Here is a 24,705-nt window from a genome sequence, read left to right as displayed (position 1 = left end):
CGATTTGGGCTCCTTGACAGCAAAAAATGTAAAATTTGATTTTTCACAAACATATATAGATATTTTTATCGAATTTTTATTAATTTTATTTAAAACTGACAATTATTTTCATTTTAATTAAATTTATTAACTTCTAATCAAAATAATTCGCCAACATTACTTATTCGGTCTATCAAAGTGCTATTTTTCTATTCAAAAAATCAAACGAAACCCTAATTTATATCATGATTAATCGTTGTTCTAGGGCAAAATATCTTCCTAACTTTGCTTCGCTTTTTTAACCTATTGATGACTAAAATTTCAAGGAAAATAAGCCCAAAATACAATTAGAAACAAACAAAAAATTAACATTATGGAAGCAACTATTGGTTTTAAACCCGGAGTTTGGCAAAAGGAAATTAACGTAAGTGATTTTATTAGAAACAATTACACAGAATATACCGGAGACGAAAGCTTCTTAACTCCTGCTACTGAAGCAACCAATCAACTTTGGGCAGAACTATCTGAAATGTTCAAAGCAGAGAGAGAAAAAGGAATTTATGATGCTGAAACCAAGAAACCATCTCAGATTGATGCTTATGGAGCTGGTTATATCAATAAAAATTTAGAAAAAATCGTAGGAGTTCAAACTGATAAGCCTCTAAAAAGAGCTATTTTCCCAAATGGCGGAATTAGAATGGTGGAAGATGGCTTAAAAGCTTACGGTTATGAATTAGACGAAGCAACTAAAGAAATTTATACAAAATATAGAGTTACTCATAACGAAGGTGTTTTCTCTGCTTACAATTCACCGATTAGAAAAGCTAGAAATTCTGGAATCGTAACTGGTTTACCAGATGCATACGGAAGAGGTAGAATTATTGGTGACTACAGAAGAGTTCCTTTATATGGTGTGGACTTCTTAATTAAAGATCGTCAAGACTATTTCGAAAACATGGATTGTGATGGTATGAACGAAGAAATCGTAAGACTTCGTGAAGAAATCACTATGCAAATCAATGCATTGAAAGCGCTTAAAAAAATGGCAGAATCTTACGGTTTTGACATTTCTAAACCTGCAACCAATGCTAAAGAAGCTATTCAATGGTTATATTTCGCTTATTTAGCAGCTACTAAAGACCAAAACGGTGCTGCAATGTCTATTGGTAGAGTTTCTACTTTCCTAGATATTTACATTGAAAGAGATATTAAAAGAGGTGTTCTTACAGAAATTGAAGCTCAAGAATTGATTGACCATTTCGTAATGAAACTAAGAATCATCAGATTCTTGAGAACTCCAGAATATGATTCACTTTTCTCTGGTGATCCAGTTTGGGTAACAGAATCAATTGGTGGTTTGAATAAAGACGGCGGTTCTTATGTAACCAAAAACTCTTTCAGATTATTACACACTTTATACAATTTAGGTGCATCTCCAGAACCAAACTTAACTGTTCTTTGGAGCGAAAAATTACCAGAAAACTGGAAAAAATATTGCGCTAAAGTTTCTATCGATACTTCATCTCTTCAATACGAAAATGATGATTTAATGAGAGATTGCTTTAATGACGATTACGGAATTGCTTGTTGTGTTTCTCCGATGACTTTAGGAAAACAAATGCAATATTTCGGAGCAAGAGCTAATTTACCTAAAGCTTTATTATATGCAATAAATGGTGGCATTGATGAATTAACCAAAGTTCAAGTCACTCCAGAAATGCCAAAAGTAGAAGGCGAATATCTAGATTTCGATGATGTTTGGAATAAGTTTGATAAAATGATGGATTGGTTAGCAGAAACTTACATCCAAGCATTGAACATTATTCACTACATGCACGATAAATATTCTTACGAAGCTTATGAAATGGCACTTCACGACGTAAATGTTATCAGAACTCAAGCTTGTGGAATTGCAGGAATCTCTATCGTTGCCGATTCATTTGCAGCGATGAAATACGGAAAAGTAAGAGTAATAAGAGACGAAAACGGAATCGCAGTAGACTATGTAGTAGAAAAACCTTACGTTCCTTACGGAAATAACGATGATAATACTGATAAAATCGCAGCAGAAATTGTAGAAATTTTCATGAACAAAGTAAGAAAACAAAAAACTTACAGAAATGCAATTCCTACACAATCTGTTCTTACCATTACTTCAAACGTAGTTTACGGTAAAAAAACAGGAAATACACCAGACGGAAGAAGAGAAGGTGAGCCTTACGGACCGGGAGCAAATCCTATGCACGGAAGAGACACAAAAGGTGCAGTAGCTTCACTCGCTTCTGTTGCTAAATTACCTTTCGAACACGCTCAAGATGGTATTTCTTACACTTTTGCAATTACGCCTGAAACTTTAGGAAAAACATTAGACGAAAAACAAGGAAATTTAGTTGGACTTTTAGACGGATATTTCAACCAAAAAGGTCACCACTTGAATGTAAATGTTTTCAATCGTTCATTGTTAGAAGATGCAATGCAACATCCAGAAAAATACCCTCAATTAACCATTAGAGTTTCTGGTTACGCAGTGAATTTCATCAAGTTAACTAAAGAACAACAATTAGATGTCATCAACAGAACCATCACAGAATGTTTCTAATTTATATATAACATCAATTATCTTGAAGAAGAGTTAAGAAATTTCTTAACTCTTTTTTTAAGAATATGAATTTCATCAAAATTAATTTCCCCGTCCCTAAAAGGTGTAATTTTGATGAAAATTTTTAGAATTTTAACTCCCTTTTAGGGTTGGGGAAAAGAAAAATTCTAAAAATTTATTATTAAAAAGCTTTAAACACCCTTTAAGAATATTTATCTTTGAACATGTCAAATCACGGATTTATCCATTCATACGAAACTTTCGGCACCAAAGACGGCCCAGGAATTAGATTTGTTTATTTTCTGCAAGGTTGTCATTTGCGTTGCCTCTATTGTCATAACGCTGATACTTGGAACAAAGGCGAAAAAACCAAAATGTCTGTAGACGAAGCCTTCCACGAGATAGAAAAAGTAAAAGGTTTTATAAAATCTGGGGGCGTTACCGTTTCTGGTGGCGAACCTTTGATGCAAGCCAACTTTGTCCTGGAATTATTCAAAAAATGTAAAGAAAACGGAATTCATACTTGTGTAGATACCAATGGTTATTTGTTCAGTGAAGAAATCAAAGAAGTTTTAGAAATTACAGATTTGGTGCTTCTAGACATTAAACACATCGACCCAGAAAAATATCTAAAATTAACGGAAGTAGAGCTAGAACCTACGCTTCAGTTTATGCAATATTTATCTGAAATCAACAAACCAACTTGGCTCAGATACGTTCTGGTTCCTGATTATACCGATGATGCGGAAGATTTAGAAAATTGGGCGAAATATGTTTCTCAGTTCAAAAATGTAGAACGCGTAGATATTTTACCATTTCACCAAATGGGCGCCCACAAATGGAAAGAAATTGGCAGAGCTTATCCTCTAGAAAATTGCCGACCAGCCGATATGGAAGATGTAAAAAAAGCAGTGGAAATTTTTAAGAAATACAATTTGCCTTTACCAGATAATCAAAAATAAAAGTCGAGAAATGATCTCGACTTTTTTGTTATTTATTCTATAAATTAGGTTTATAAAGGTTAAATTTCCTCTTGTCCTTTCATTTTTTCTGCATTTTCTGCCATAATCACGGCATCCATCATTTCTTGGATGTCGCCATTCATATAAGCATCTAGATTGTAGATAGATTTGTTAATTCTGTGATCGGTAACTCTACCTTGAGGATAATTGTAGGTTTTAATTTTTGCAGAACGATCTCCTGTAGAAACCATTGTTTTACGTTGAGCTGCAATGTCACCAACAACTTCCTGTAATTTAATATCATACAATTTCGCTCGAAGCATTTCCATCGCTAACTCTCTGTTTGCCAACTGAGAACGCGCTTGTTGACAAACCACCACAATTCCTGAAGGTTTGTGCGTTAACTGTACTTTTGTTTCTACTTTGTTTACGTTTTGTCCACCAGCTCCACCAGAACGAGAAGTTTGCATCTCGATATCTGCAGGATTTATTTCCACATCTACTTCTTCCGCTTCTGGTAAAACTGCAATCGTAATCGCCGAAGTATGCACTCTACCTTGAGATTCTGTCTCTGGAACTCTTTGAACACGGTGAACTCCAGATTCAAATTTCATAATTCCGTAAACACCTTCTCCTTCTACTTTCATCACCAGTTCTTTGTAACCTTTAGACGCTTCAGAAGAATCGGTAACTTCGTGTCTCCAACCTTTGGTTTTGAAATACATGGTGTACATTCTGTACATATCTTCCACGAAAATCGCAGCTTCGTCGCCACCAGTTCCGGCGCGCATTTCTAGGATAATGTTTTTATCATCTGCAGGATCTTTTGGGATTAAAAGAACTTTTAATTCTTCTTCCAAACCTGGAATTTTTTCTAAAGCTTCGTTTTTTTCGATTTTTGCTAATTCTACAAAATCCTTATCAGAACCATCTGCAATGATTTCGTCTGATTCTTCAATCGTATTTAATGCTTGCATATACTCATCAAAAACTTTCACGATTTTTCCCAAATCGCTGTATTCTTTGTTGAGCTGACCATATCTTTTTTGGTCAGTAATTACATCTGGTTGTATAATTAAATCAGCAACCTCGTTATAACGTTGCTTAATTGCTTGAAGTTTTGGGATTAAACTTTTTGACATAGTCTAAAATTATTTGGGTGCAAAGATACAAAAAAGTCGGGAGTTGGAAGATGGAAGTCGGAAGTTGAAAGACAAAAGAATAACTGAAAGTGTTTTATAGCCCCGATTGAAGTGGAAATCCTTTTTTGTCACATTGAGCGGAGTCGAAATGTGAACAAAAAAGATTGCAAAGAAAAGCGGGACTGAATTTTCTAAAAATTTCAAATTTTCCTGCTTCTTAAAGAAACACCCCGTCAAATCAAAGATTTGACACCCCTCTAAAAGAGGGGAATAAAAAAAATCTGCTCAGAAAACTGAACAGATTTTAAATATATTTTGTTTTGCTTTGATATTACTTTTCTCAAATTCAGGGAGAAAAGCAATGTCACCTCAATTAATGATGACCAGCGTGTAAATAAGGCCCTTCTCCTTTTGGTTGGTTGTAGATTACTTCTACACCTTCTTGCTCTAGAAGCGTTTTTCTTCTGATATCTTCTGGGTTAAATTTCTTAGTTTTTCCGAAATATTCAGCTAAACCTTCAGTTAACCACATTGGAATCACTACTCCAAAGAACATGAAAATACACCAAAATCCTATGAGGAACATTACGATAAAATAAACGGTCCAAAGGAACTGATAAACTGGCCAAAATCCTGCTAAAAACATAATTTCTATTATTTTAGGCAAAAATAAAACTTTACTTCTATTTATGCAAAAATAATTAAGCTTTTTTTATAAAGATTAATGTTCATCATTCCAAAACCTCTATTTTACTCAAAATCAACAAGAAGAAATTTCTCAAAATCGATAAAAATTATCTTTTTTAATAGAAAAATATCTTTGTTAAGAACTTTCTTTTTTTTGAAGTCATTTATTGATATTTCTCATTAAGAAATTATGCATCACCCTATTTTATTGGGGTAATTTTGCAGAGAAATTAAATGACAAAAGATGAAGATATTAATTATAGGCGGTGTAGCTGGTGGAGCCACTAGTGCCGCAAGATTGAGAAGATTAGATGAAAAAAATTCTATAATTTTATTTGAAAAAGGAGCGTACATTTCTTATGCAAACTGCGGCCTTCCTTATTATATTGGGGGAGTGATAGAAGAAAGAGAAAAACTTTTTGTGCAATCTGCCGAAGAATTCGGGACGAGATATGGTATTGACGTAAGAGTAAATACAGAAGTTTTAAGCATTCATCCAGAAGAAAAATTAATAAAAGCAAAAAATCTGATTACTGGCGAAACTTACGAAGAAACATATGATAAATTAATCCTTTCTCCAGGTGCTGATCCTATTGTTCCGCCACTTCCAGGAATTAAGAGTGAAGGAATTTTTACCATTCGCAATGTTACAGATACCGATTACATCAAAGAATATATTTCTACCAAAAATGTACAAAAAGCTATAGTAGTAGGTGCTGGTTTTATTGGTTTGGAAATGGCAGAAAACCTCCACGAACTTGGTATTCAGGTTTCTATTGTGGAAATGTCTGACCAAGTAATGGGACCTTTAGATTATTCTATGGCTTCTATTGTGCATCAACATTTAAAAACTAAAAATGTAGAATTTTATCTTCTTGATGGTGTAAAAAGTTTTGAAAAATTAGAAGACGGAAGTATTATTGTTGAATTAATGTCGGGAAGAAAAATTACTGTAGATATGGTGATTCTTTCCATCGGTGTAAAACCTACCATTAAACTCGCTAAACAAAGTGGTTTAGAAATTGGTGAAGCTGGCGGAATTAAAGTAAATCCTTATTTACAAACTTCAAATCCAGATGTTTATGCAGTAGGTGACGCAATAGAGTTTCCTAGTCCAATTACAGGAAAACCATTTATGAATTATTTGGCGGGACCTGCAAACCGACAAGGTAGAATTTGTGCAGACAATATTATTTTAGGAAATGCAACTGAATACAAAGGTTCTATAAGCACGGCAATTGCCAAAGTTTTTGATATTACGGTAGCTTCAACTGGTATTGCAAGCAAAATTTTGAAAAAATCTGGAATTAAATATTTAGATTCTATCACGCATTCTGCCTCTCATGCTGGTTATTATCCTGGTGCAATTCCTATGACCATCAAGATTATTTACCAACCTGAAACTGGTAAACTTTTCGGAGCGCAAGTTGTGGGTTATGATAGCGTTGATAAGAGATTAGATTTAATTGCAAGCGTGGTAAAAAAAGGCGGAACAATTTATGATTTAATAGATATAGAACACGCTTATGCTCCACCTTATTCTTCTGCAAAAGATCCTGTAAATATGGCAGGTTATGTTGCAGAAAATATTCTGAACGGGAAGGTTAAGATTAAACATTGGAGACACGTAAATGCTCAAGAAACTTTAAACGGAACAGTTTATTTAGATGTTAGAACTAAAGATGAATTTGAATTAGGTTCAATTCCTGGAGCTATTAACATTCCGATTGATGATTTGCGAGACAATCTTCATTTACTTAATAAATCAAATACCATTGTGGCATTTTGTGCGGTTGGCTTAAGAGGTTATTTGGCGGCAAGAATTTTAATGCAAAATGGTTTCGAAAATGTATTTAATCTAAATGGAGGTTATAAAACTTGGGAATACGCGGTAAAAAAACAGAGCAACGAAGATATTTATAAAAATTTGGTGGTTAAAAAAGATGACCATATTTATCAAGCTCAAAATAAATCTGTTACCGTTTCTAGTGGAAACGTCATAAAAGTTGATGCTTGTGGATTGCAATGTCCAGGCCCGATTATGAAACTCAAAAAAGTTTTTGATACTGCAGATTCTGGAAATGTGTATGAAGTTTTGGCAACAGACCCAGGTTTTGCAAAAGACGTAGTTTCTTGGTGTAATATGACAGGGAATAAACTGATAGACGTAGCTTCTAACGCTGGGAAAATTTCTGCAATTATAGAAAAAGCAGAACAAAAGAAAACTTCTGTACAAAGAAATACTCAAAACGGAGCTTCTTTTGTGGTTTTCAGTGATGATTTAGACAAAGCATTGGCTACGTTCGTTTTGGCGAATGGTGCTGCAAGTTCGGGCAAAAAAGTGACCCTTTTCTTTACTTTTTGGGGATTGAATATCATCAAAAAAGCAGAAAAACCTAGCGTTAAAAAAGATATTGTAAGTAGAATGTTTGAGATGATGATGCCTTCAAATTCTAAAAATTTAGCACTTTCTAAAATGAATATGTTCGGAATTGGCGCTAAAATGATGAGGAATCAAATGAAAAACAAAGGCGTAGCTTCACTAGAACAAATGATGAAAGATGCGCAAGAAAACGGAGTAGAATTTGTGGCTTGTCAAATGTCTATGGATGTAATGGGTGTGAAAAAAGAAGAATTGTTAGATGTAGTACAAACTGGTGGTGTGGCAACATTCTTAGAAAAATCAGACGAATCTAATCTTAATTTATTCTTATAATTTCAAAAAAATTGTGAATATAAAAAGAGAGCGAAAATTTCGCTCTCTTTTCTTATATTTGTAATATTTTAATGCGCCAAAGCTGCAAAGAAATCATTGCCCTTATCATCTGTAATGATAAACGCAGGGAAATCTTTCACTTCAATTTTTCTTACCGCTTCCATTCCTAATTCTGGGAAATCTACTACTTCCACAGAAAGAATATTTTCTTTAGCCAAAATTGCAGCAGGACCACCAATAGAACCTAAATAGAAACCGCCGTATTTAGCACAAGCATTGGTTACATCTTTGCTTCTGTTACCTTTAGCGAGCATAATCATGCTTCCACCATTTTTCTGGAATTCGTCTACATAAACGTCCATTCTTCCCGCAGTCGTAGGCCCGAAACTTCCACTTGGCATTCCTTCTGGAGTTTTAGCAGGACCTGCGTAATAAATTGGGTGATTTTTAAAATATTCTGGCATTGGTTTTCCAGCGTCTAATAATTCTTTGATTTTTGCATGAGCAATATCTCTTGCAACAATCAGTGTTCCGTTCAGTTTCAAACGAGTTTTGATTGGATATTTAGACAATTCCGCCAAAATTTCTGGCATTGGTTTGTTCAAATCTATTTCCACAGCTGGTTCTAAATGAGGAGCTGTTTCTGGTAAATATTGCGCTGGATTGGTTTCTAATTGTTCTAAGAAAATTCCTTCTTTGGTGATTTTTCCTTTGATATTTCTGTCTGCAGAACAAGAAACACCCATTCCAACAGGACAAGAAGCAGCGTGTCTAGGTAATCTGATTACTCTAACATCGTGTGTTAAGTATTTTCCACCAAATTGCGCTCCGATTGCAGATTCCTGACAGATTTCTTGCACTCTTTTCTCCCATTCTAAATCTCTGAACGCTTGACCAGCCATATTTCCTTCTGTAGGAAGGTTGTCATAATATTTAGCAGATGCTTTTTTCACCGCTGCTAAATTGGCTTCAGCAGAAGTTCCACCAATAACTAATGCTAAATGATAAGGCGGACAAGCTGCAGTTCCTAAATCCATAATTTTTTCGCGGATAAATTCTTCTAAAGATTTATCGTTCAAAAGAGATTTTGTTTTTTGATACAAGAAAGTTTTATTCGCAGAACCTCCTCCTTTTGTCAAGAATAAAAATTCATAGTAATTTCCTTTTTTTGCATAAATATCAATTTGTGCAGGAAGGTTAGAACCAGAATTTTTCTCTTCGAACATGCTCAAAGGAACAATCTGAGAATATCTTAAGTTTCTATTTTTATAGGTATTGAAAATTCCTCGACTTAAAAATTCACCGTCATCTACACCTGTGTAAACATTTTCTCCTTTTTTTGCTACCACAATTGCAGTTCCTGTGTCTTGGCAAGAAGGTAATGCACCTTCTACCGCAACTGCAGCATTCTGCAATAAATTATACGCTACAAATCTATCATTATCAGTAGCTTCTGGATCATCTATAATTCTGCGTAAACTTGCCAAATGCTCAGAACGAAGCATAAAAGAAACATCTTCCATTGCTTTTTCCGCCAAAAGTTCTAAACCTTTTGGATCAATGGTTAAGATTTCTCTATCACCTAATTGTTCTACTTTTACGTAATCTGAAGTGAGTTTTTTATAAACAGTGTCATCCTTTAGAATTGGATACGGATCTTGGTAAATAAAGTCCATTTTATATTTGATTTACGATTTTTGATTTACGATTTTTGAAGCTAAAAACCTTCTCTTTCATCTTCAAAATTGAAGTGTAAATTTACGAAATAAATCAAATAGAGGAAAGATAATATTGCGAGTATTAAAACAAAAAACCCTTTCTGCGTTCTATGCAAAAGCAAAAAACGCAGAAAGGGTTGGTTCTTAAAAAAAAGCTAGTCTATAAACTTACTTGACTGGCAAAATATTCTTCTAATTCTTTCAAGGTCTCAGAATTGGTAGAAATATCTTTTACCACGACTCCTTTATTGATGGCTACAATTCGGTTGCAAACCTCTGTAGTGTGCGCCAAATCATGGCTAGAAATCAAGAAGGTGACTTCTGCATTTTGAGAAAGCACTTTAATAAGATTCTTTAGTTTAATCTGTGTAGAAGGATCCAAATTCGCGAAAGGTTCATCTAAAACAATAATTTCTGGATTGCCAATTAAAGCGCCTACAATTCCTACTTTTTTCTGATTTCCTTTCGATAAATCTCTGATGTATTTTCTAGCATTGAGAATTTCGCCATTGAATAAATCTTCGAATTGTTTTAGAAATTCGTCTACAGAAGCTTTGTTTTGTCCGCGCAACTCGCCTAAAAAGTAAAAATATTCTTCTGGAGTAAGATAGCCTATCAAGAAACTGTCATCAATAAATGCCGAAACTTTATTTTTCCAATTTTCTGACTTATTCACTTGAATTCCATCAATTTGAATACTTCCTGAACTGGGTTCAATTAAATCTAAAAGCAAGCTAAAGAGCGTGGTTTTTCCTGCTCCGTTATTTCCTACCAAACCGAAAGTTTCGCCTTTGGGAATAGTAAGTTCTTGTATGTTAAGCACTTTTGCGGTTCCGTAAATTTTAGAAATATTTTGAATGTTTATCATGATAGTAATTGGTATTTAGTAATTGGTAGTTGGTAATTGGTATTTGGTAATTGGTATATTTATTTTGGTTGTGATTTTGCGTGAGGGCGAAACTGGAAATCCTTTTTTGCAAAAAAAGATTGGAAGTGTAGACCGACTTTTTTGCTTTGGCTCTGTAAGAAAGCTTGGAAAAAAGGCACGCCCAAATTTTAATCATTATTTTTTAAAAGCAGCAATGGTAGAATATTTTTCAGTTCTGTAGATTTTTACAATGAGGTTGAAAATTTTATCTCGAAGCAGAAACCCTATCAATCCTAAAATCCCTAAACTCATTACAGCCGGAGTCATTCCGAAGAAATATTTCATCGCTCCGAAAACAGCCATTGGTAAAACCATTTGTGGCAATAAAAGAACAGGAATTTTAATATTGAAATTGTTTTGTCCGCTTGTAAAACCTTTTGAAGCAGAGTTCAAATCAATCGGTTTTTTATTGTAAGCTCCCGCCAATAAAGTGAGATAAGAGTTTACTCCCAAATTATATAAACCTGCCGCAAAAATGGTAAAATAAAATTCCCAACTGATGAATGCATAACCGACTGCTAAAATCATAGAAACCGAAATGGCAATCACAAAAAGCGCCCATTTTGCTTTGAGAAAATCTTTGTAAGGAACATTTTGCGTCATCATCAGTGGATAATAAGAACTGTCCCAAGCTGGAACCCTTTGCCCGAACATAAAATTAAAACCGCCTGTTACAAAAATTCCTAGAAAAACTTGCATGAAACTGGTGTTGTAACCTTTGCTAAAGAAAAGTAACCCGTAAAAAAGGAATAAAACGCCACCAATTAAAGCACTTCTCGCCGCTTTACTTCTTTTAATCAATCGAATATCATTGTTGATAAAAGTTCCTAATGTTCCGTATTTATTGAGGAAAGCAATGTTTTCGGTTTTTCCTGCCGCTTTTTTCATTTCTAAACCTCTGTCCAAATACAAATTCTTTTTGATGAAAGAGAAAGTATAAACCGCCAAAACCAGCAATACAACAATCGGAATAATAAAGAAGCCAATATTTTGATACAATCCGTAGAAAATCCGCTCAGAAATCGCCAAAACATCTATGATTTCAAAGTAATGCAATCCACCAATAATCGCCATCAATCCAAAAAGACTATACATCAATTTATCACTTTTATTGATAATGGTGTTGACAAACGTATTGATAAAAACCATGGAAATACACGCTGCGAAATAAAGCAAAACGGTTACTGCATTTAGATTTCCTTTAAAAATTAAAAGCGCTGCAAATGGAATCGCAAAAAGTAAAAACGCCCAACTGAAAAACGAAACTAAAATTTTCACCAAAGTGTAACCTGCCACTTGATTTTTAGAAATTTTCATGGTGAGAAATGGCTTGATGTTTTCCGCAGGAAGTTGCTGCATAAAATATTTCAACAGCAAATCGATGGCAATGTAGACTAAGAAAATTCGGCTGAAAAGTTGAATAGGTTCATAAGCTACTTTTTTCGCTCCGAAATACACTCCAATAGCTCCACCTACAAAAATAAGCGCCAAATATGCGTACATAAACAGCATTCCTATTTTCATTAAGATTCCCGCAGCAAATTGCGGACTTCTCACAAAACTTTTGAGTTCAAGTTGTAGAAATTTTAGAAACATAATCGTTTTTCAATCATTAGTTTCTAAAACTATATTTTCGTTACAAAATTTATTGCATGAGTTCTTTTGCCTGAAGAATTGCGGCATCTGTAATCTTGCTTCCAGAAAGCAATTGCGCAATTTCTGTAAGTTTTTCTTCTTGATTAAGTGGGAAAATTCTGGTTTGGGTTTTTCCTTCAATATCAGATTTTTGCACTTTATAATTATCATTTCCTTTTGCTGCAACTTGTGCAAGGTGAGTAATGACTATCAACTGCATATTTTCTGCCATTTCTTGCATTACATTGCCCATTTCATCGGCAATTCTACCAGAAACACCCGTGTCTATTTCGTCTAAAATAAGCGTAGGAAGTTCTGCATTTTCTGCCATGAGTTTTTTAATCGAAAGCATCACTCTACTTCTTTCACCACCAGAAATAGCATTTTGAATCGGTTTTAAGGCAAATCCAGCATTCGCTTGGAATAGCAATTGGATTTTCTCCGTTCCAAATTTACCGAATTCTTTCGTTGAAGAGAGTTCCACTTCTACTTTTGCTTTTTCTAATCCTAATTGATGTAAAAGCGATTCTACTTTTTCTACAAAAACTGGAGCCGTTTGTTTTCTGTTTTTAGATAAAATTTCAGCTTTTTTCAGCAAAGACTGAGAAGCCTCAGCAATTTCTTTTTCCAACTGAGCAATTTTATGTTCTATGTCTTCAAAAGAATTCTTTTCTAAAGAAAGTTCTTCTTTGATTTTCAACAAATCTTCTATATCTGAAACCTTGTGCTTTAGAAAAAGTGCGTTGATTTTATCATTTTGCTCTTGTAAAACCAATAAATCTTCAGGATTTGCATCTAGTTTTTCGGCTTCATTTTGCAACTGAAAGAGAATATCTTTGAATTCTACATAATTTTCTTCTAATCTTGCATTGAGCTCAGAAAACTGCAAAGACAAGTCTGCGACTCTGCTCAATTTGTTTTTAACATCATAGAAACCATCGAACAAACCAACTTCTTCTTGGTCTGTTCTGGCAAAAATCTGCGCGAGCAATTCAGAAATCGCACCTTTATTTTCAGCTAAAGAAATTTGGCTCTGTAGCAATTCATAATTCACAGATTCTAATTGCGCTGCTTTTAATTCTTCCAACAAAAACAACTTGTAATCGCTCTCTTTATTTCCTTCGGAAAGTGTATTTTTCAGTTTTTCTAGTTCTCTTTGCTTTCTTTGAAATTCAAAATAATCACATTGATAGGTTTCTATCAAATTTTTGTTTTCAGAAAGCCCATCGATGATTTTAAACTGATATTCTTCGCTGAACAATTGAGAAGTTTCAAACTGAGAATGAATATCAATCAATCTTTCAGAAAGTTCTTTCAAAACGTCTAAAGTAACAGGAACATCATTTACAAAAGCTCTAGATTTCCCAGAAGGTAAAATTTCTCTTCTAATAATGGTATCTGCTTCAAAATCCAAATCATTTTCCTCAAAGAAAATTTTCAAAGATTCAGAAATTTTAAATTCCGCTTCAACTACACTTTTCGTTGAGAAGTCAGAAATGCTTTTAGAATCTGCTCTTTCTCCTAAAATAAGTCTCAAAGCACCCAAAATAATAGATTTACCAGCGCCAGTTTCGCCAGTAATCACTTGTAAACCTTTCTTGAAATGAATTTCAAGTTGGTCTATCAATGCAAAATTTTGGATATAAATTCTTGATAACATTATTTAAAGAATACTTATTTTGAGTTGCGTTTTCGAGCCTGTAAAAATAGTGTAAATTTCAGAAAATTCAAACCACAAAAGCGTAGCTCTAAGATTCATTTTACTTCCATTTATTCCATTTCGTGTCCATATCTTTTGGAGAGAACAAACTCATCAAATTTTTGAGCTGATTCATGTCTACACCTCCATTATTATTGGAATCGAAAATGTTATAAATTTCGTCTTTTTTGCTTTCTACAAAGAGATTAAAAGGATAATTCATCTGGAAATTGCTTTCGTAGAATTTAAGTTTCAAAATCTCGTTTGCAATGGTTTGTTTGGTAGAAAATTGGTCTTGTTTTCCTAAATTATCTAAGCCCATTCTGTGATAATTATAGTAGAAATTTCTAAGCGTGGAATTTTGTTCAGACAAAATCGTAGCAATGAGCGCTCCTCTATTTCTTGGACTTTCTAATTGAGACCAACCCATATAGTTCTGATTTTGAGAATTTTGAGTAATCTGCATCGCTTTATCAAACCATGGCGTTCCGCCTTTCATTTGATACGTATCTGCATCGTAACCTAAAATAAGGTAGACATAAAAACTCATCACATCAATCAAATTTTTCCCCGAAAATTGTCTTTCGTTAAAAACCATATTCTGATTTTCTAGATATTCAAAAGAAAAATTGGTGTCATTAACATTAAGAATCGGCGTTTCATATTGCGTTCCATAAACAGGACGCACCGACTGAACCACCAAAGTTCCTTTATAATTATTCCCGCTTTTTTCGGCAAGAATGATTGAAAAATTACATTTTATTTTTTCGTAGTTCTGAAATTTTTTGCCAGTCCAACTGGTTTTATTGATGAAGTCTTTCAGACTTTTCTCCATTGTTCTGAATAATTGCACGTTACTTCCGCCAATTTGTTGGTAATTAATCTGAACTTGAGCATTCAGCTCTTGCGCAAAACTAAATTGAGAAAGCAGTAAAAGTGCAAATATGTAAAGTAGTTTTTTCATTGAATTCTAAACGAATTTTTAAAAAATTTATTTCTTAAGTTGAGTTTCTACAAAATCTAAAATGTCTTTTGCCACTTCGTCTTTAGATTTTAGAGAAAATTCTTTTTGTTCTGAATGCGTTAAAATTTTAACCTTATTGGTGTCTTTTTGGAAACCAGCACCTTCATCACGAAGTGAATTAAGCACAATCATATCCAGATTTTTTTTCTGCAATTTGCTTTTGGCATTTTCTTCTTCATTTTGAGTTTCAAGGGCAAAACCAACCAAAAACTGATGCGTTTTTTTCTCGCCCATCGTTTTCAAAATATCTGGATTTTTAACCAATTCTATGGTAAATTCTTCTTCAGATTTTTTAATTTTTTCTTTGGCAACGATTTTTGGGGCATAATCTGCAACAGCAGCACTTGCAATAGCAATATCTACCTTTTCATAGTATTTAAAAACTTCATCGTACATTTCTTTCGCCGAGGTTATTCTATGAATTTCTATATTTTTATTGCTTGTTTTTTGTGAAGTAGGTCCAGAAATTAAAATCACTTTTGCGCCACGTTTTACCGCTTCTTCAGCAAGCGAAAACCCCATTTTTCCCGAAGAATGATTGCCAATAAAACGAACTGGGTCTATTGCTTCATAGGTAGGTCCTGCTGTGATGAGAACCGTTTTTCCTTCTAAGTTTTTAGATTGATTTTGAGTAAAAAAATCTTCTATTTTTTGTAAAATAGTTTCTGGCTCTGCTAATCTTCCTTGACCTTCTAATCCAGAAGCCAATTCCCCAAATTCTGCGGGAATAATGTGATGACCAAATCTTTCTGCTTTTTCTAAATTTTCTTTGGTGGAAGGATGTGCATACATATCCAAATCCATTGCTGGAGCTATGAAAACGGGACATTTAGCTGACATATAAGTAGCAATGACCAAATTATCACAAATCCCATGAACCATTTTAGCCAAAGTATTCGCAGTACAAGGTGCTACCAATAATACATCGGCCCAAAGTGCAAGTTCTACATGAGAATTCCATGTTCCGTTTTGGTCATAAAAATCAGAATAAACTGCATTTTTAGAAAGTGTAGAAAGTGTGACTTTTGTAACAAAATTTTCAGCAGAAGGTGTTAAAATAACCTTTACTTCTGCACCTTTTTTTACAAAATCTCTTACAAGGTAATTCATTTTGTAGGCTGCAATTCCGCTAGAAATTGCCAATAGAATTTTTTTACCTTTTAGAGCCATATGATTAGAATTTTAACTGAACGAATTTATGGTTTTTTTTTGAATTTTTATTGGTTATTTTAAACGCAAAGAATCTGCATCATTTACCGTTATTAAAGGCATTTCATTTAACAAAGCTTGCAAAGTTGAAAATCTAAAGATTTTCTAACATAAACTCAACAAAAAAGCCACAGAAATTCTGTGACTTTGTTTTTTTTATCCTAACGAATATCGTTTATTTTTCTTCGGTTCTACGGAAGTAAATTTCGTCATCTAACCATTCTCTAATGGCAATAGATGTAGGCTTTGGTAATCTTTCGTAGTTTTTAGAAATCTCAATTTGCTCTCTGTTTTCGAAAACTTCTTCCAGAGTAGAATTGTGCACCGCAAATTCATCTAATTTTTGGTGAAGTTCAGTTCTAATTTCAGCATTAATTTGTTCTGCTCTTTTTCCCATAATTACGATAGCTTCGTAGATAGAACCTACTTTTTCTTCGATTTTATCTCTATCGTAAGTAATGGTGTTTACTTCTGCTTTTGTATATTTTACGCTCATTTTGAGTGATTTATTTTTATTTTAGTTTGCAAAGATAATTAATTTCTTCTAATCTTGAAAGTAGCACCTGGTTCTGGAGTGCTAATTTTTGCACTATCGATTTTAATTTTATTCGCTTCTTGCTGATCTTTAACTTGTTTTTTAGCGTCTTCCTTGGCTTCAGCTGCTTTTTGTTTTTCTGTAAATTCAGCTTTTCTAGCTTCTACTTCTTTTTGAAGTTTCGCAAATTCTACAACTTCTTTTTCTAGTTTTGCTCTAATATCTAGGGCTTCTTTGCTTAAATCTGAGTTTGGATATTCTCTTTCTACCTGTCTGGTAAATGCAATTGCACTTTCTAATCTTTCTTTTTTAAGGTCATAAATAGAGTTGATACCCAATTCTGATTTAGATTTTAAAATATAAGCGTAGATTTTAGATTTAAGTTTAGTTGCAGGAAAATCATTTAAAACGTTTTCAAAAGCAATGGTAGCTGCTTTGTAATCTGCCATTTTAAAATATTGTCTTGCATTTTCATAAGCTTTGAACTCTAATTTATAGTTCAGTTCATCAATTAAATCATTGATGTTTTTTGCTTTTTCTGAATTTGGATAATTATTTAAAAATTCTTGTAATTCATTAATCGCCGAAGTTGTATTGCTCTGGTCTAAGTTATAATCCATAGAACCTTCGTAGTAACACAATGCAGACATATAAGCTGCTTCTTCTTTTCTAGGATCATTGGTAAATGTAACGGAGAAATTCTTGAATTGATGCGCCGCAAGTTTATAGTTTTTGTCGTAGTAATTAGCATACGCAGATTTATAAACTACTTCTGGAGCGTCATCTGTTCCTGCAACGAGATTGGTTAATCTTTCGTAAAGCGCAAGAGCGTCTGTCCATTTCTTTTTTTCGTATTTTTCATTGGCAACTTTCATGATAAAATCTTTATCAGCAGATTTCATTGCCAAATCATATTGTTTGTTACAAGACAAAAGCAAAAAAGCGATTGCGAATAATGAGAATATTTTTTTCATAAATAAAAGTAAGGAAATCTTTCTATAATGTTCCCTTTATCAGTTTGCAAAAATAAAACTTTTTTTGTCAAAAGATTTATTTTAAGATACTTTAACGCAAATAAGGTTAAATTTGATATCCTAAAAGCGAGAAAACACAAAGATTGAGATGGTTTTTCAGTTTTTTTTCGGCATTAGCTAGGTAATCTTCGTCGTTACCTTTTAAATAAATTTCGTAATAATTTTTATTTCTAATGGTAAATACGATGGTTCCAATGATGGTAGAAACTATATCTTCTGATTTTGCAGCTCTTTTAAAAACGCCGCTTACAATACCTTTTTGCACTACATCTTCCAGAACTTTGGTAAACGTTTGGTAGAATTCTAGCAACGTATCCTTCACTCTATCTTGATGTCTGAGTTCTTGAGTCACAAAACCATGAAAATAATTGAATTTAAATAACTGTTTAGTTACGAAATTAATAATTTCTTTGAGTTGCATCTCTGGTTTTCCGTCTTTTATGGTTTGGGTAAATTCAGCAAATGTTTCTCTGGTTTTCTGTACTCTATATTGGTAAAGATTTACCATCATTTTCTCTTTAGAGCCGAAGTAATAAGAAATCATCGCCACGTTGATATTCGCTTTAGCAGAGATATCACGAACGGAAGTCCCTTCAAAACCATTCTGCGCAATAAGCTCTTCCGCGATGTCTAGAATATGAATTTGCTTTTCGGTAAATTTTTTCTTCATTCTCTAATTTGTTGAAAAGTAAAGATATAAAAAACTTTTTCTCAAACAAACAAATGTTTAATACTTTGTTTAATTTTTTAACCGATTTCATATCTTTGAATATGAATTTTTTCAACTTCCATCATCATAACCCACAAATCTCTTACGGAATTTATAATTCTACGCCAGAAGAAAGGATTCCAGAGCATTATTTTTCGGTGGGAATCCATCCGCAAAGCATTGATGAACACTGGGAAAATGACTTAGAAAACCTAAAAATCATTTCTCAAAATCCAAAATGTTTAGCTATTGGCGAATGTGGTTTGGATGCTTTGGTAAACATTGATGAAAATCTTCAGAAAAAAATTTTCGAAGCACAAATTCTTTGGGCAAACGAAATTCAAAAACCGGTTATCATTCATTGTGTAAAGAGGTTTCAAGAATTAATTCCTTTTCAAAAAATTGCAAAAGTTCCATTAATTATTCATGGTTTTAATAAGAAAAAAGCGATAGCTGATGAAATGTTGAAACATGGTTTTTATCTAAGTTTTGGAAAATCTGTACTTCACAACTTATCTTTGCAAACTTCTTTGAAAGAAATTCCTTTAGAAAAAATCTTTTTAGAAACAGATGATGCAGATTTTGACATTGCAGAATTGTATCAAAAAGTAGCTGAAATCAAGGAAATTTCTGTAGAAAAATTACAAGAACAGATTTCTAAAAATTTAGAAATTTTAAACATTCAGTTTTAATTAAGTGATTAAGAAAATCTTTGCGCTTTTTGCGTGAAAAAATAAAATTAGAAAATGACAGATTGGTTACAACGTTCGGAACTGCTCGTAAAAAAAGAAGGCTTAGAGACCTTGAAAAATGCTAAAGTTTTAGTGGTAGGTTTAGGTGGAGTGGGTTCTTTTGCAGCAGAATTTTTGGCAAGAGCTGGAGTAGGAAACATGACGATTGTAGATGGAGACATTGTAGATATTACCAACATAAACAGACAGTTACCCGCTTTACATTCTACTGTAGGAAAGGATAAAGTAGAAATCGTTGCCGAGAGAATTTTAGACATCAATCCTGAAATTAATTTGGTTAAAATCAATGAATTTCTTTCACCAGAAAGAATGGACGAAATTCTAGAAGAACATCAATTTGATTACGTATTAGATTGCATAGACAGTGTTTCGCCGAAATTAGCCTTGATTAAAGCTTGTAGAAGAAGAAAAATAAAACTGGTTTCATCGATGGGAGCAGGTGGAAAAACCGACCCAAGTAAAGTTTTGGTAAGAGATTTAAGCAAAACCAATAATTGTTACCTTGCCAAACAAATCAGAAAAAGATTGAAAAAAGAGGGAATTACCAAAGGTTTCAGATGTGTTTTTTCTACAGAAATTCAAAAAGAAGAAAGTCTAAAACTCACCGATGGAAGCAATTTTAAAAAATCTTTTTACGGAACCATCAGTTTCATGCCTGCACTTTTTGGTTTAAATGCTGCTGCAGAAGTGATTAATTATTTGTTGAAAGAGCCAAGTAAAAAGAATCAAGAGCAAAATTAATTTTATACTCAATATTTTGAACTACAAATATCCCAGAGAAGAAAAACTCAAACAAAAAAATGACATTTCCTTACTTTTTGAGAAAGGAAAATGGAAAACTTGTGGAAATTTGAGAGTAATTTCTTACCAAATAGATGCTTCGACTTCGCTCAGCATGACAGCTCAACATAAAGTTGGCGTTTCTGTTTCTAAGAGATATTTTAAAAAAGCAGTTCACAGAAATAGAATCAAAAGACTTTTGCGCGAAGTTTACAGACTTAATAAAGCTCAGTTTTTAGAAAAATTTGGCGAAAATTCCTTAACCATGTTGTTCTACGTTTCGCCTACTCTTCCGAAAAATTATCAAGAGATAGAAGAAGAATTTTTAAAACTTCTCAAAAAATAAAAATCATTAGCACGTTTTTTGTAATTTAGTTTGCACAAATAATAAACTATTACACAAAATGTTAGACAACATTCCTTATCTTCCTTACTTCATCAGTGCATTTATCGGCATTGGTTTAGCTGCAGCTTCTGGCTTTAGAGTTTTCTTGCCTATGTTTGCTGTAAGTCTCGCTTCTTACATGGGTTGGATTCCCATGAACGAAAACTTTCAATGGTTGGCTGGTTTACCTACGCTCATCACTACAGGAATTGCCACTGTGGTAGAAATTTTAGCGTATTACATTCCGTACGTTGACCATTTATTAGACACCGCTTCTGTTCCATTGGCTACAATTGCAGGTTCTATCATGTTTGCTGCTCAATTTACAGATTTAGGAACGTTTCCAACTTGGGCACTTGCATTAATTGCAGGAGGTGGAACTGCCGCTGCAATTAGTTCTGGATTTGCAGGAACACGAGCCGCATCTACTGCGACAACTGGCGGACTCGGAAATTCTGTAGTTGCCACCACCGAAACAGCAGGAGCAGGAATGATGACTTTTTTAGCTTTAGCAGCTCCCGTAATTGCGTTTTTGGTAGCGATTGCCCTTGTTATTGTAGTCTTTATTTTTGGAAGAAAAATCTGGAATAAATTAAGAGGAAATCTTAAATCTGAAGAAACTTTATGATCTAATCATTAGTCTAATTCAATAAAAAAACTCCAAGAAATTCTTGGAGTTTTTTGTTTTATTTACCTTGTTTTAAATCTTTGATTTCTTGAATTTTAGCCTTGAAATCTTCGGCTTTTTCTGGGTGTTTATTTTGTAGAATTTCGTAAGCTTTAATTGCCTTCGTGTACAATCTTTGTTCGGTATAAAGTTTTGCCAAAGTTTCGGTCATCAAGTGTGAGATGTCGTCATTTTTTTCTTTCACCACAAAATTCACTTCTTCTTTTAACTGAGAAATTTTAGGATTTTCTTCAATGAATTTATCGATGATTTCTGCTTTTTTCTCAATGACTTTTACTGGGATATTTTCAGGAGTTTTAATTCCGGAACGATCAATTTTAAGCCAACTTTGCCAAGTATTTACAAAACCTGGAACATTGCTATTATTTTCTTCCGCCAAAAATTTTTCTACTTGACTTTCAATAGCTTGAACAGGATTTTCTTGAACGTTAGTTTTTAAGAAAGAAGTATTTAGAATAGATTTTTCAATAGGTTTTTCTTCAATTTTAACTTCTTCTAAAACCTCTTTTTTCAATTCGATTGGTGCAACTTCTTCTACAATTTTCTTCTCTTCTGTAATTGCAATTTCTGGTTTTACTTCAACTGGTTTTTCAGTAGCTTTCGGTTGAGAAACTGCTGGTTTTTTAATCATAGAATCCAGTGGATTCATCACAAAATTCATCGGTTTCCAATCGGTATGAATTTCTTCTACAATTTCTTCTTTTTCTTCCGTCAAAATAGGAGTATTAATTACTTGAGGCTCTTCTTTTTCAATCGTCATTTCTGTATTTTCCTCTATAATCTCTGTTTTTTCTGGTGCTGAAATGTTCAATTCTGGAGTTTTTTCAGATGGAATTTCTGCAGGTTTTGTTTCTTCTTCGGTTGGTTTTTCTTCAATAATTGTTGCAGAAATTTCTGCTTTTGGTTCAGATTTCGATTCTTCTTTTGGAGTAGAAGGAACGGTGAATTTTACGTTTGGCAAGAAACTTTCGAAACCATTAAAACTGATATCCGAAGGTTTTACAGACGTAATTTCCTTGTCATCTGATTGATCAATATGCTCTAAAACGGTTTCTTTACTAAAATTAAGGTCTTCTTCTCTAGTTTTGAACGCAATTTTTTCTTGTTCTTGTTCCGATTTTTCTTGCTCAAGCAATTGATTTTCAATCTCTAAAATCTCCAATTCTTTCAGTACTTCGAACTCATTTTCTTTTTTATCAAGAATTGGTGCTTCTAATTCTGTATCTCCTACTACACTTTTCGGATGCGTAACTACAGGTTTTTCTGCCTCTATTTTTTCTACCGTTTCTGTTAAATTTTCAAAAGAATTTTCAGTGATGTTTTGCTCTGGAACCTCAACGATTTTTACAAGTTCTTCAATGGTTTTTTCAACTTCATTTTCTGTTTTAGCGAGTACAATTTTCTTGAATTTCGTCAGTTCTTTTTTCTCTTCTTCCTTCTTTTTATTGATGAAAGTGTAGAGAATTTTTTTATCCGTAGTATACGCTGCGGTTTTGGTTAGTTCTTTTTGGTAATTTTCAGCATCGAAATTAAAAATCGCCGAAAGATGCAAAGTTCTGATACTCTGCATATAAGGGAATTTAGAAATTTCATTCTGAAGAAGTGAAATGTCTTCTTTAGAAATATTTTCTGGGCGCTGAAGCAATTCTAAAACTCGTGCATTCATCTTTTACCAATTGGCTACAATATCGTTAAAAATTTTATTGATAATCCTTTCGTTTACCAATTTCACTTGAGAAGTTTCTATGGCATTAATATCTAAATCACTACTAAAAACCGCTTCATCTGAATACGTTCTATCAAAACTTGCTTCTGGAAACTTACTGTTTTCGTAATGAACTTTTACCGTAATGGTGAGTTTATTCTGTGCCGCTTGAATATTTCCACCGTCTGTAGTAACTGGTGTAGAAATAGTGGTAGGCGAAATGCTGTAATCTGTAATTTCTCCTTCAATAAGAACATCAGGATTTTCCGTAGTTCCCTTTAGACCAGATCTTTGCAAAAATCTATTTTGAAGAGCAATAGAAAATTCTTGACTTAAATTAGCATTCACCAAAGCTGCATTATTAGGAAAATTTTTAATCTGAATCGTTTTTTCGTCGTGATTCAAAGAATTTCCTGTAAAACTATAGCAAGAAGACAAAAAAGCCAAGGAAAAGAAACCCAAGAATAAAACTCCAAAAATTTTAAAATTTTTGGTCTGAAATCTGAAATTTAAAATCTGAAATCTTTTCATTAATCTTCTAAATTATATTGTTTTATTTTTCTGTAAAGCGTTCTCTGAGAAATTCCCAATTCATCGGCAGCCTTATTTCTTCTGCCGTTGTGTTTTTCGAGCGCTTTTACAATTAAATCTCTCTCATTATTGATTAAAGATAGAGACTCTTCTTTTGGTTCTTCTTCTAAATCTATATCTTCTACTCCATTTTCGTACTCCTCAGTATCATTGTAGAAATTAGGAGTTGGCGCAGCTGGTTGATCTTCGTAATACAAAATAGAGCTTGTATTAACCGGTTGGGTTTCAGTTTTAAAAACTCTACCAATTAAATCTTGTTCATGATGCGAAAAACTTTGATTTCCTCTATTCTTAATCAGTTCCGAAGTTAAGGATTTTAAATCATTTATATCGCTCCTCATATCAAAAAGAATTTTGTACATGATTTCTCTTTCTGAACCGAAATCTGCTCCTGAATTCCCTGAATTCCCACCTCTGGAAACCACAGCAGGAAGCTGAGCATTCATCGGAATATATTCTGATAATTTAGTAGAATTCACACTTCTGTTTTGTTCTACCACTGTCATTTGCTCTACTAAATTTCTCAACTGACGAATATTTCCTGGGAAAGTATAATTTTCTAAATATTTAACGCCGTCATCTGTCAATTGCAACTCTGGCATTCTGTATTTTTCGGCAAAATCAATGGCGAATTTTCTGAAAAGCAAATGGATATCTCCTTTTCTTTCTCTCAAAGGCGGCATATCAATCTGAACCGTATTGAGACGATAGTACAAATCTTCTCTAAATCTGCCGTCTTCAATCGCTTTCATCATATTCACATTAGTCGCAGCTACGATTCTCACATTGGTTTTTTGAACTTGAGAAGAACCCACTTTCATAAATTCTCCACTTTCTAAAACTCTGAGAAGTCTTACCTGCGTTTGCAAAGGCAATTCCCCAACTTCATCTAAGAAAATAGTACCACCATCTGCTACTTCGAAATAACCTTTTCTGGTAGAAGTTGCGCCTGTAAAAGCTCCTTTTTCGTGCCCAAAAAGCTCTGAATCTATCGTTCCTTCTGGAATTGCACCACAGTTTACCACAATATATGGTTGATGTTTTCTGCGAGATTCGCTATGAATAATTTTCGGGATATGTTCTTTACCAACTCCAGATTCTCCGATAACCAAAACGGAAATATCTGTAGGCGCCACCTGAATTGCTTTTTCTATGGCACGGTTAAGTGCGGGAAAATTCCCTATAATTCCGAAACGATTTTTTATGGATTGTAAGTCGCTCATTTTTA

21 protein-coding genes are annotated in these 24,705 nt (G+C 33.5%); 7 read left to right on the top strand and 14 right to left on the bottom strand.

Annotated features, from left to right (window positions below):
• Window positions 1-352: 352 nt before the first annotated feature.
• Both pflB and pflA read left to right on the top strand, forming a co-directional pair.
• A complete protein-coding gene (gene pflB / locus KKQ79_RS12210; RefSeq protein WP_213190370.1) occupies window positions 353-2,578 on the top strand; it encodes a formate C-acetyltransferase in 2,226 nt (741 codons plus the stop codon).
• A 224-nt stretch (window positions 2,579-2,802) separates the two neighbouring features.
• Complete coding sequence (gene pflA / locus KKQ79_RS12205) at window positions 2,803-3,540, top strand: pyruvate formate-lyase-activating protein (protein WP_213190369.1); 738 nt, start codon at window positions 2,803-2,805, stop codon at window positions 3,538-3,540.
• 59 nt (window positions 3,541-3,599) lie between these two features.
• On the opposite strand, the gene prfA is transcribed toward pflA, so the two are convergent.
• Window positions 3,600-4,682, bottom strand: a complete 1,083-nt coding sequence (gene prfA / locus KKQ79_RS12200; protein ID WP_213190368.1) for a peptide chain release factor 1 — start codon at window positions 4,680-4,682, stop codon at window positions 3,600-3,602.
• A gap of 373 nt (window positions 4,683-5,055) precedes the next feature.
• Complete coding sequence (locus tag KKQ79_RS12195) at window positions 5,056-5,328, bottom strand: hypothetical protein (protein ID WP_213190741.1); 273 nt, start codon at window positions 5,326-5,328, stop codon at window positions 5,056-5,058.
• 285 nt (window positions 5,329-5,613) lie between these two features.
• On the opposite strand from KKQ79_RS12195, the gene KKQ79_RS12190 reads away from it, so the two are divergent.
• Entirely contained in the window at window positions 5,614-8,085 is a 2,472-nt protein-coding gene (locus KKQ79_RS12190; RefSeq protein ID WP_213190367.1) for an FAD-dependent oxidoreductase, read from the top strand.
• 68 nt (window positions 8,086-8,153) lie between these two features.
• Here the strand turns inward: KKQ79_RS12190 and KKQ79_RS12185 are convergent, their stop codons facing one another.
• From KKQ79_RS12185 to KKQ79_RS12145, 9 genes are all read right to left on the bottom strand, one after another.
• Window positions 8,154-9,761: a fumarate hydratase gene (locus tag KKQ79_RS12185; RefSeq protein ID WP_213190366.1), complete on the bottom strand. Its 1,608-nt coding sequence runs from the start codon at window positions 9,759-9,761 to the stop codon at window positions 8,154-8,156.
• Window positions 9,762-9,963: 202 nt separating this feature from the next.
• Window positions 9,964-10,671 (bottom strand): ABC transporter ATP-binding protein, encoded by a 708-nt coding sequence (locus tag KKQ79_RS12180; protein ID WP_069800381.1) that lies wholly within the window; start codon window positions 10,669-10,671, stop codon window positions 9,964-9,966.
• 195 nt (window positions 10,672-10,866) lie between these two features.
• Entirely contained in the window at window positions 10,867-12,327 is a 1,461-nt protein-coding gene (locus tag KKQ79_RS12175) for a DUF5687 family protein (protein ID WP_213190365.1), read from the bottom strand.
• A gap of 49 nt (window positions 12,328-12,376) precedes the next feature.
• A complete protein-coding gene (recN, locus tag KKQ79_RS12170) occupies window positions 12,377-14,026 on the bottom strand; it encodes a DNA repair protein RecN (RefSeq protein ID WP_213190364.1) in 1,650 nt (549 codons plus the stop codon).
• Between the two features lie 100 nt (window positions 14,027-14,126).
• The gene (porD, locus tag KKQ79_RS12165; RefSeq protein WP_213190363.1) at window positions 14,127-15,029 is read right to left on the bottom strand and encodes a type IX secretion system protein PorD; all 903 of its coding nucleotides are present in this window, start codon (window positions 15,027-15,029) and stop codon (window positions 14,127-14,129) included.
• 27 nt (window positions 15,030-15,056) lie between these two features.
• The gene (gene coaBC / locus KKQ79_RS12160; protein WP_213190362.1) at window positions 15,057-16,259 is read right to left on the bottom strand and encodes a bifunctional phosphopantothenoylcysteine decarboxylase/phosphopantothenate--cysteine ligase CoaBC; all 1,203 of its coding nucleotides are present in this window, start codon (window positions 16,257-16,259) and stop codon (window positions 15,057-15,059) included.
• Between the two features lie 214 nt (window positions 16,260-16,473).
• Entirely contained in the window at window positions 16,474-16,794 is a 321-nt protein-coding gene (locus KKQ79_RS12155) for a DNA-directed RNA polymerase subunit omega (RefSeq protein ID WP_213190361.1), read from the bottom strand.
• A gap of 38 nt (window positions 16,795-16,832) precedes the next feature.
• Window positions 16,833-17,807: an outer membrane protein assembly factor BamD gene (locus KKQ79_RS12150; RefSeq protein WP_069800392.1), complete on the bottom strand. Its 975-nt coding sequence runs from the start codon at window positions 17,805-17,807 to the stop codon at window positions 16,833-16,835.
• Window positions 17,808-17,913: 106 nt separating this feature from the next.
• Complete coding sequence (locus tag KKQ79_RS12145) at window positions 17,914-18,537, bottom strand: TetR/AcrR family transcriptional regulator (protein ID WP_213190360.1); 624 nt, start codon at window positions 18,535-18,537, stop codon at window positions 17,914-17,916.
• Window positions 18,538-18,638: 101 nt separating this feature from the next.
• Between KKQ79_RS12145 and KKQ79_RS12140 the strand changes: the two genes are divergently transcribed.
• The 4 genes from KKQ79_RS12140 to KKQ79_RS12125 are packed head-to-tail and all read left to right on the top strand — an operon-like array spanning window position 18,639 to window position 21,121.
• The gene (locus KKQ79_RS12140; protein WP_213190359.1) at window positions 18,639-19,268 is read left to right on the top strand and encodes a TatD family hydrolase; all 630 of its coding nucleotides are present in this window, start codon (window positions 18,639-18,641) and stop codon (window positions 19,266-19,268) included.
• A 54-nt stretch (window positions 19,269-19,322) separates the two neighbouring features.
• Window positions 19,323-20,069: a tRNA threonylcarbamoyladenosine dehydratase gene (locus KKQ79_RS12135; RefSeq protein ID WP_213190358.1), complete on the top strand. Its 747-nt coding sequence runs from the start codon at window positions 19,323-19,325 to the stop codon at window positions 20,067-20,069.
• Between the two features lie 16 nt (window positions 20,070-20,085).
• A complete protein-coding gene (rnpA, locus tag KKQ79_RS12130) occupies window positions 20,086-20,454 on the top strand; it encodes a ribonuclease P protein component (RefSeq protein WP_213190357.1) in 369 nt (122 codons plus the stop codon).
• A gap of 58 nt (window positions 20,455-20,512) precedes the next feature.
• A complete protein-coding gene (locus tag KKQ79_RS12125; RefSeq protein ID WP_213190356.1) occupies window positions 20,513-21,121 on the top strand; it encodes a DUF4126 domain-containing protein in 609 nt (202 codons plus the stop codon).
• 58 nt (window positions 21,122-21,179) lie between these two features.
• Here the strand turns inward: KKQ79_RS12125 and KKQ79_RS12120 are convergent, their stop codons facing one another.
• The 3 genes from KKQ79_RS12120 to KKQ79_RS12110 are packed head-to-tail and all read right to left on the bottom strand — an operon-like array spanning window position 21,180 to window position 24,700.
• Window positions 21,180-22,847 carry a hypothetical protein gene (locus KKQ79_RS12120; protein ID WP_213190355.1) on the bottom strand — a complete coding sequence of 556 codons (1,668 nt, stop codon included), beginning with the start codon at window positions 22,845-22,847 and terminating at the stop codon, window positions 21,180-21,182.
• Between the two features lie 3 nt (window positions 22,848-22,850).
• Complete coding sequence (locus KKQ79_RS12115) at window positions 22,851-23,417, bottom strand: LptE family protein (RefSeq protein WP_213190354.1); 567 nt, start codon at window positions 23,415-23,417, stop codon at window positions 22,851-22,853.
• Entirely contained in the window at window positions 23,417-24,700 is a 1,284-nt protein-coding gene (locus tag KKQ79_RS12110; protein WP_213190353.1) for a sigma-54 interaction domain-containing protein, read from the bottom strand. The genes KKQ79_RS12115 and KKQ79_RS12110 overlap by 1 nt, the downstream gene beginning before the upstream one ends.
• Window positions 24,701-24,705 lie beyond the last annotated feature (5 nt).

Source organism: Cloacibacterium caeni (genome assembly GCF_907163125.1).
GTDB lineage: Bacteria > Bacteroidota > Bacteroidia > Flavobacteriales > Weeksellaceae > Cloacibacterium > Cloacibacterium caeni_B.
Note: the sequence above shows the minus strand (reverse complement) of the source record. Positions and strands in the feature narration are given on the sequence as shown.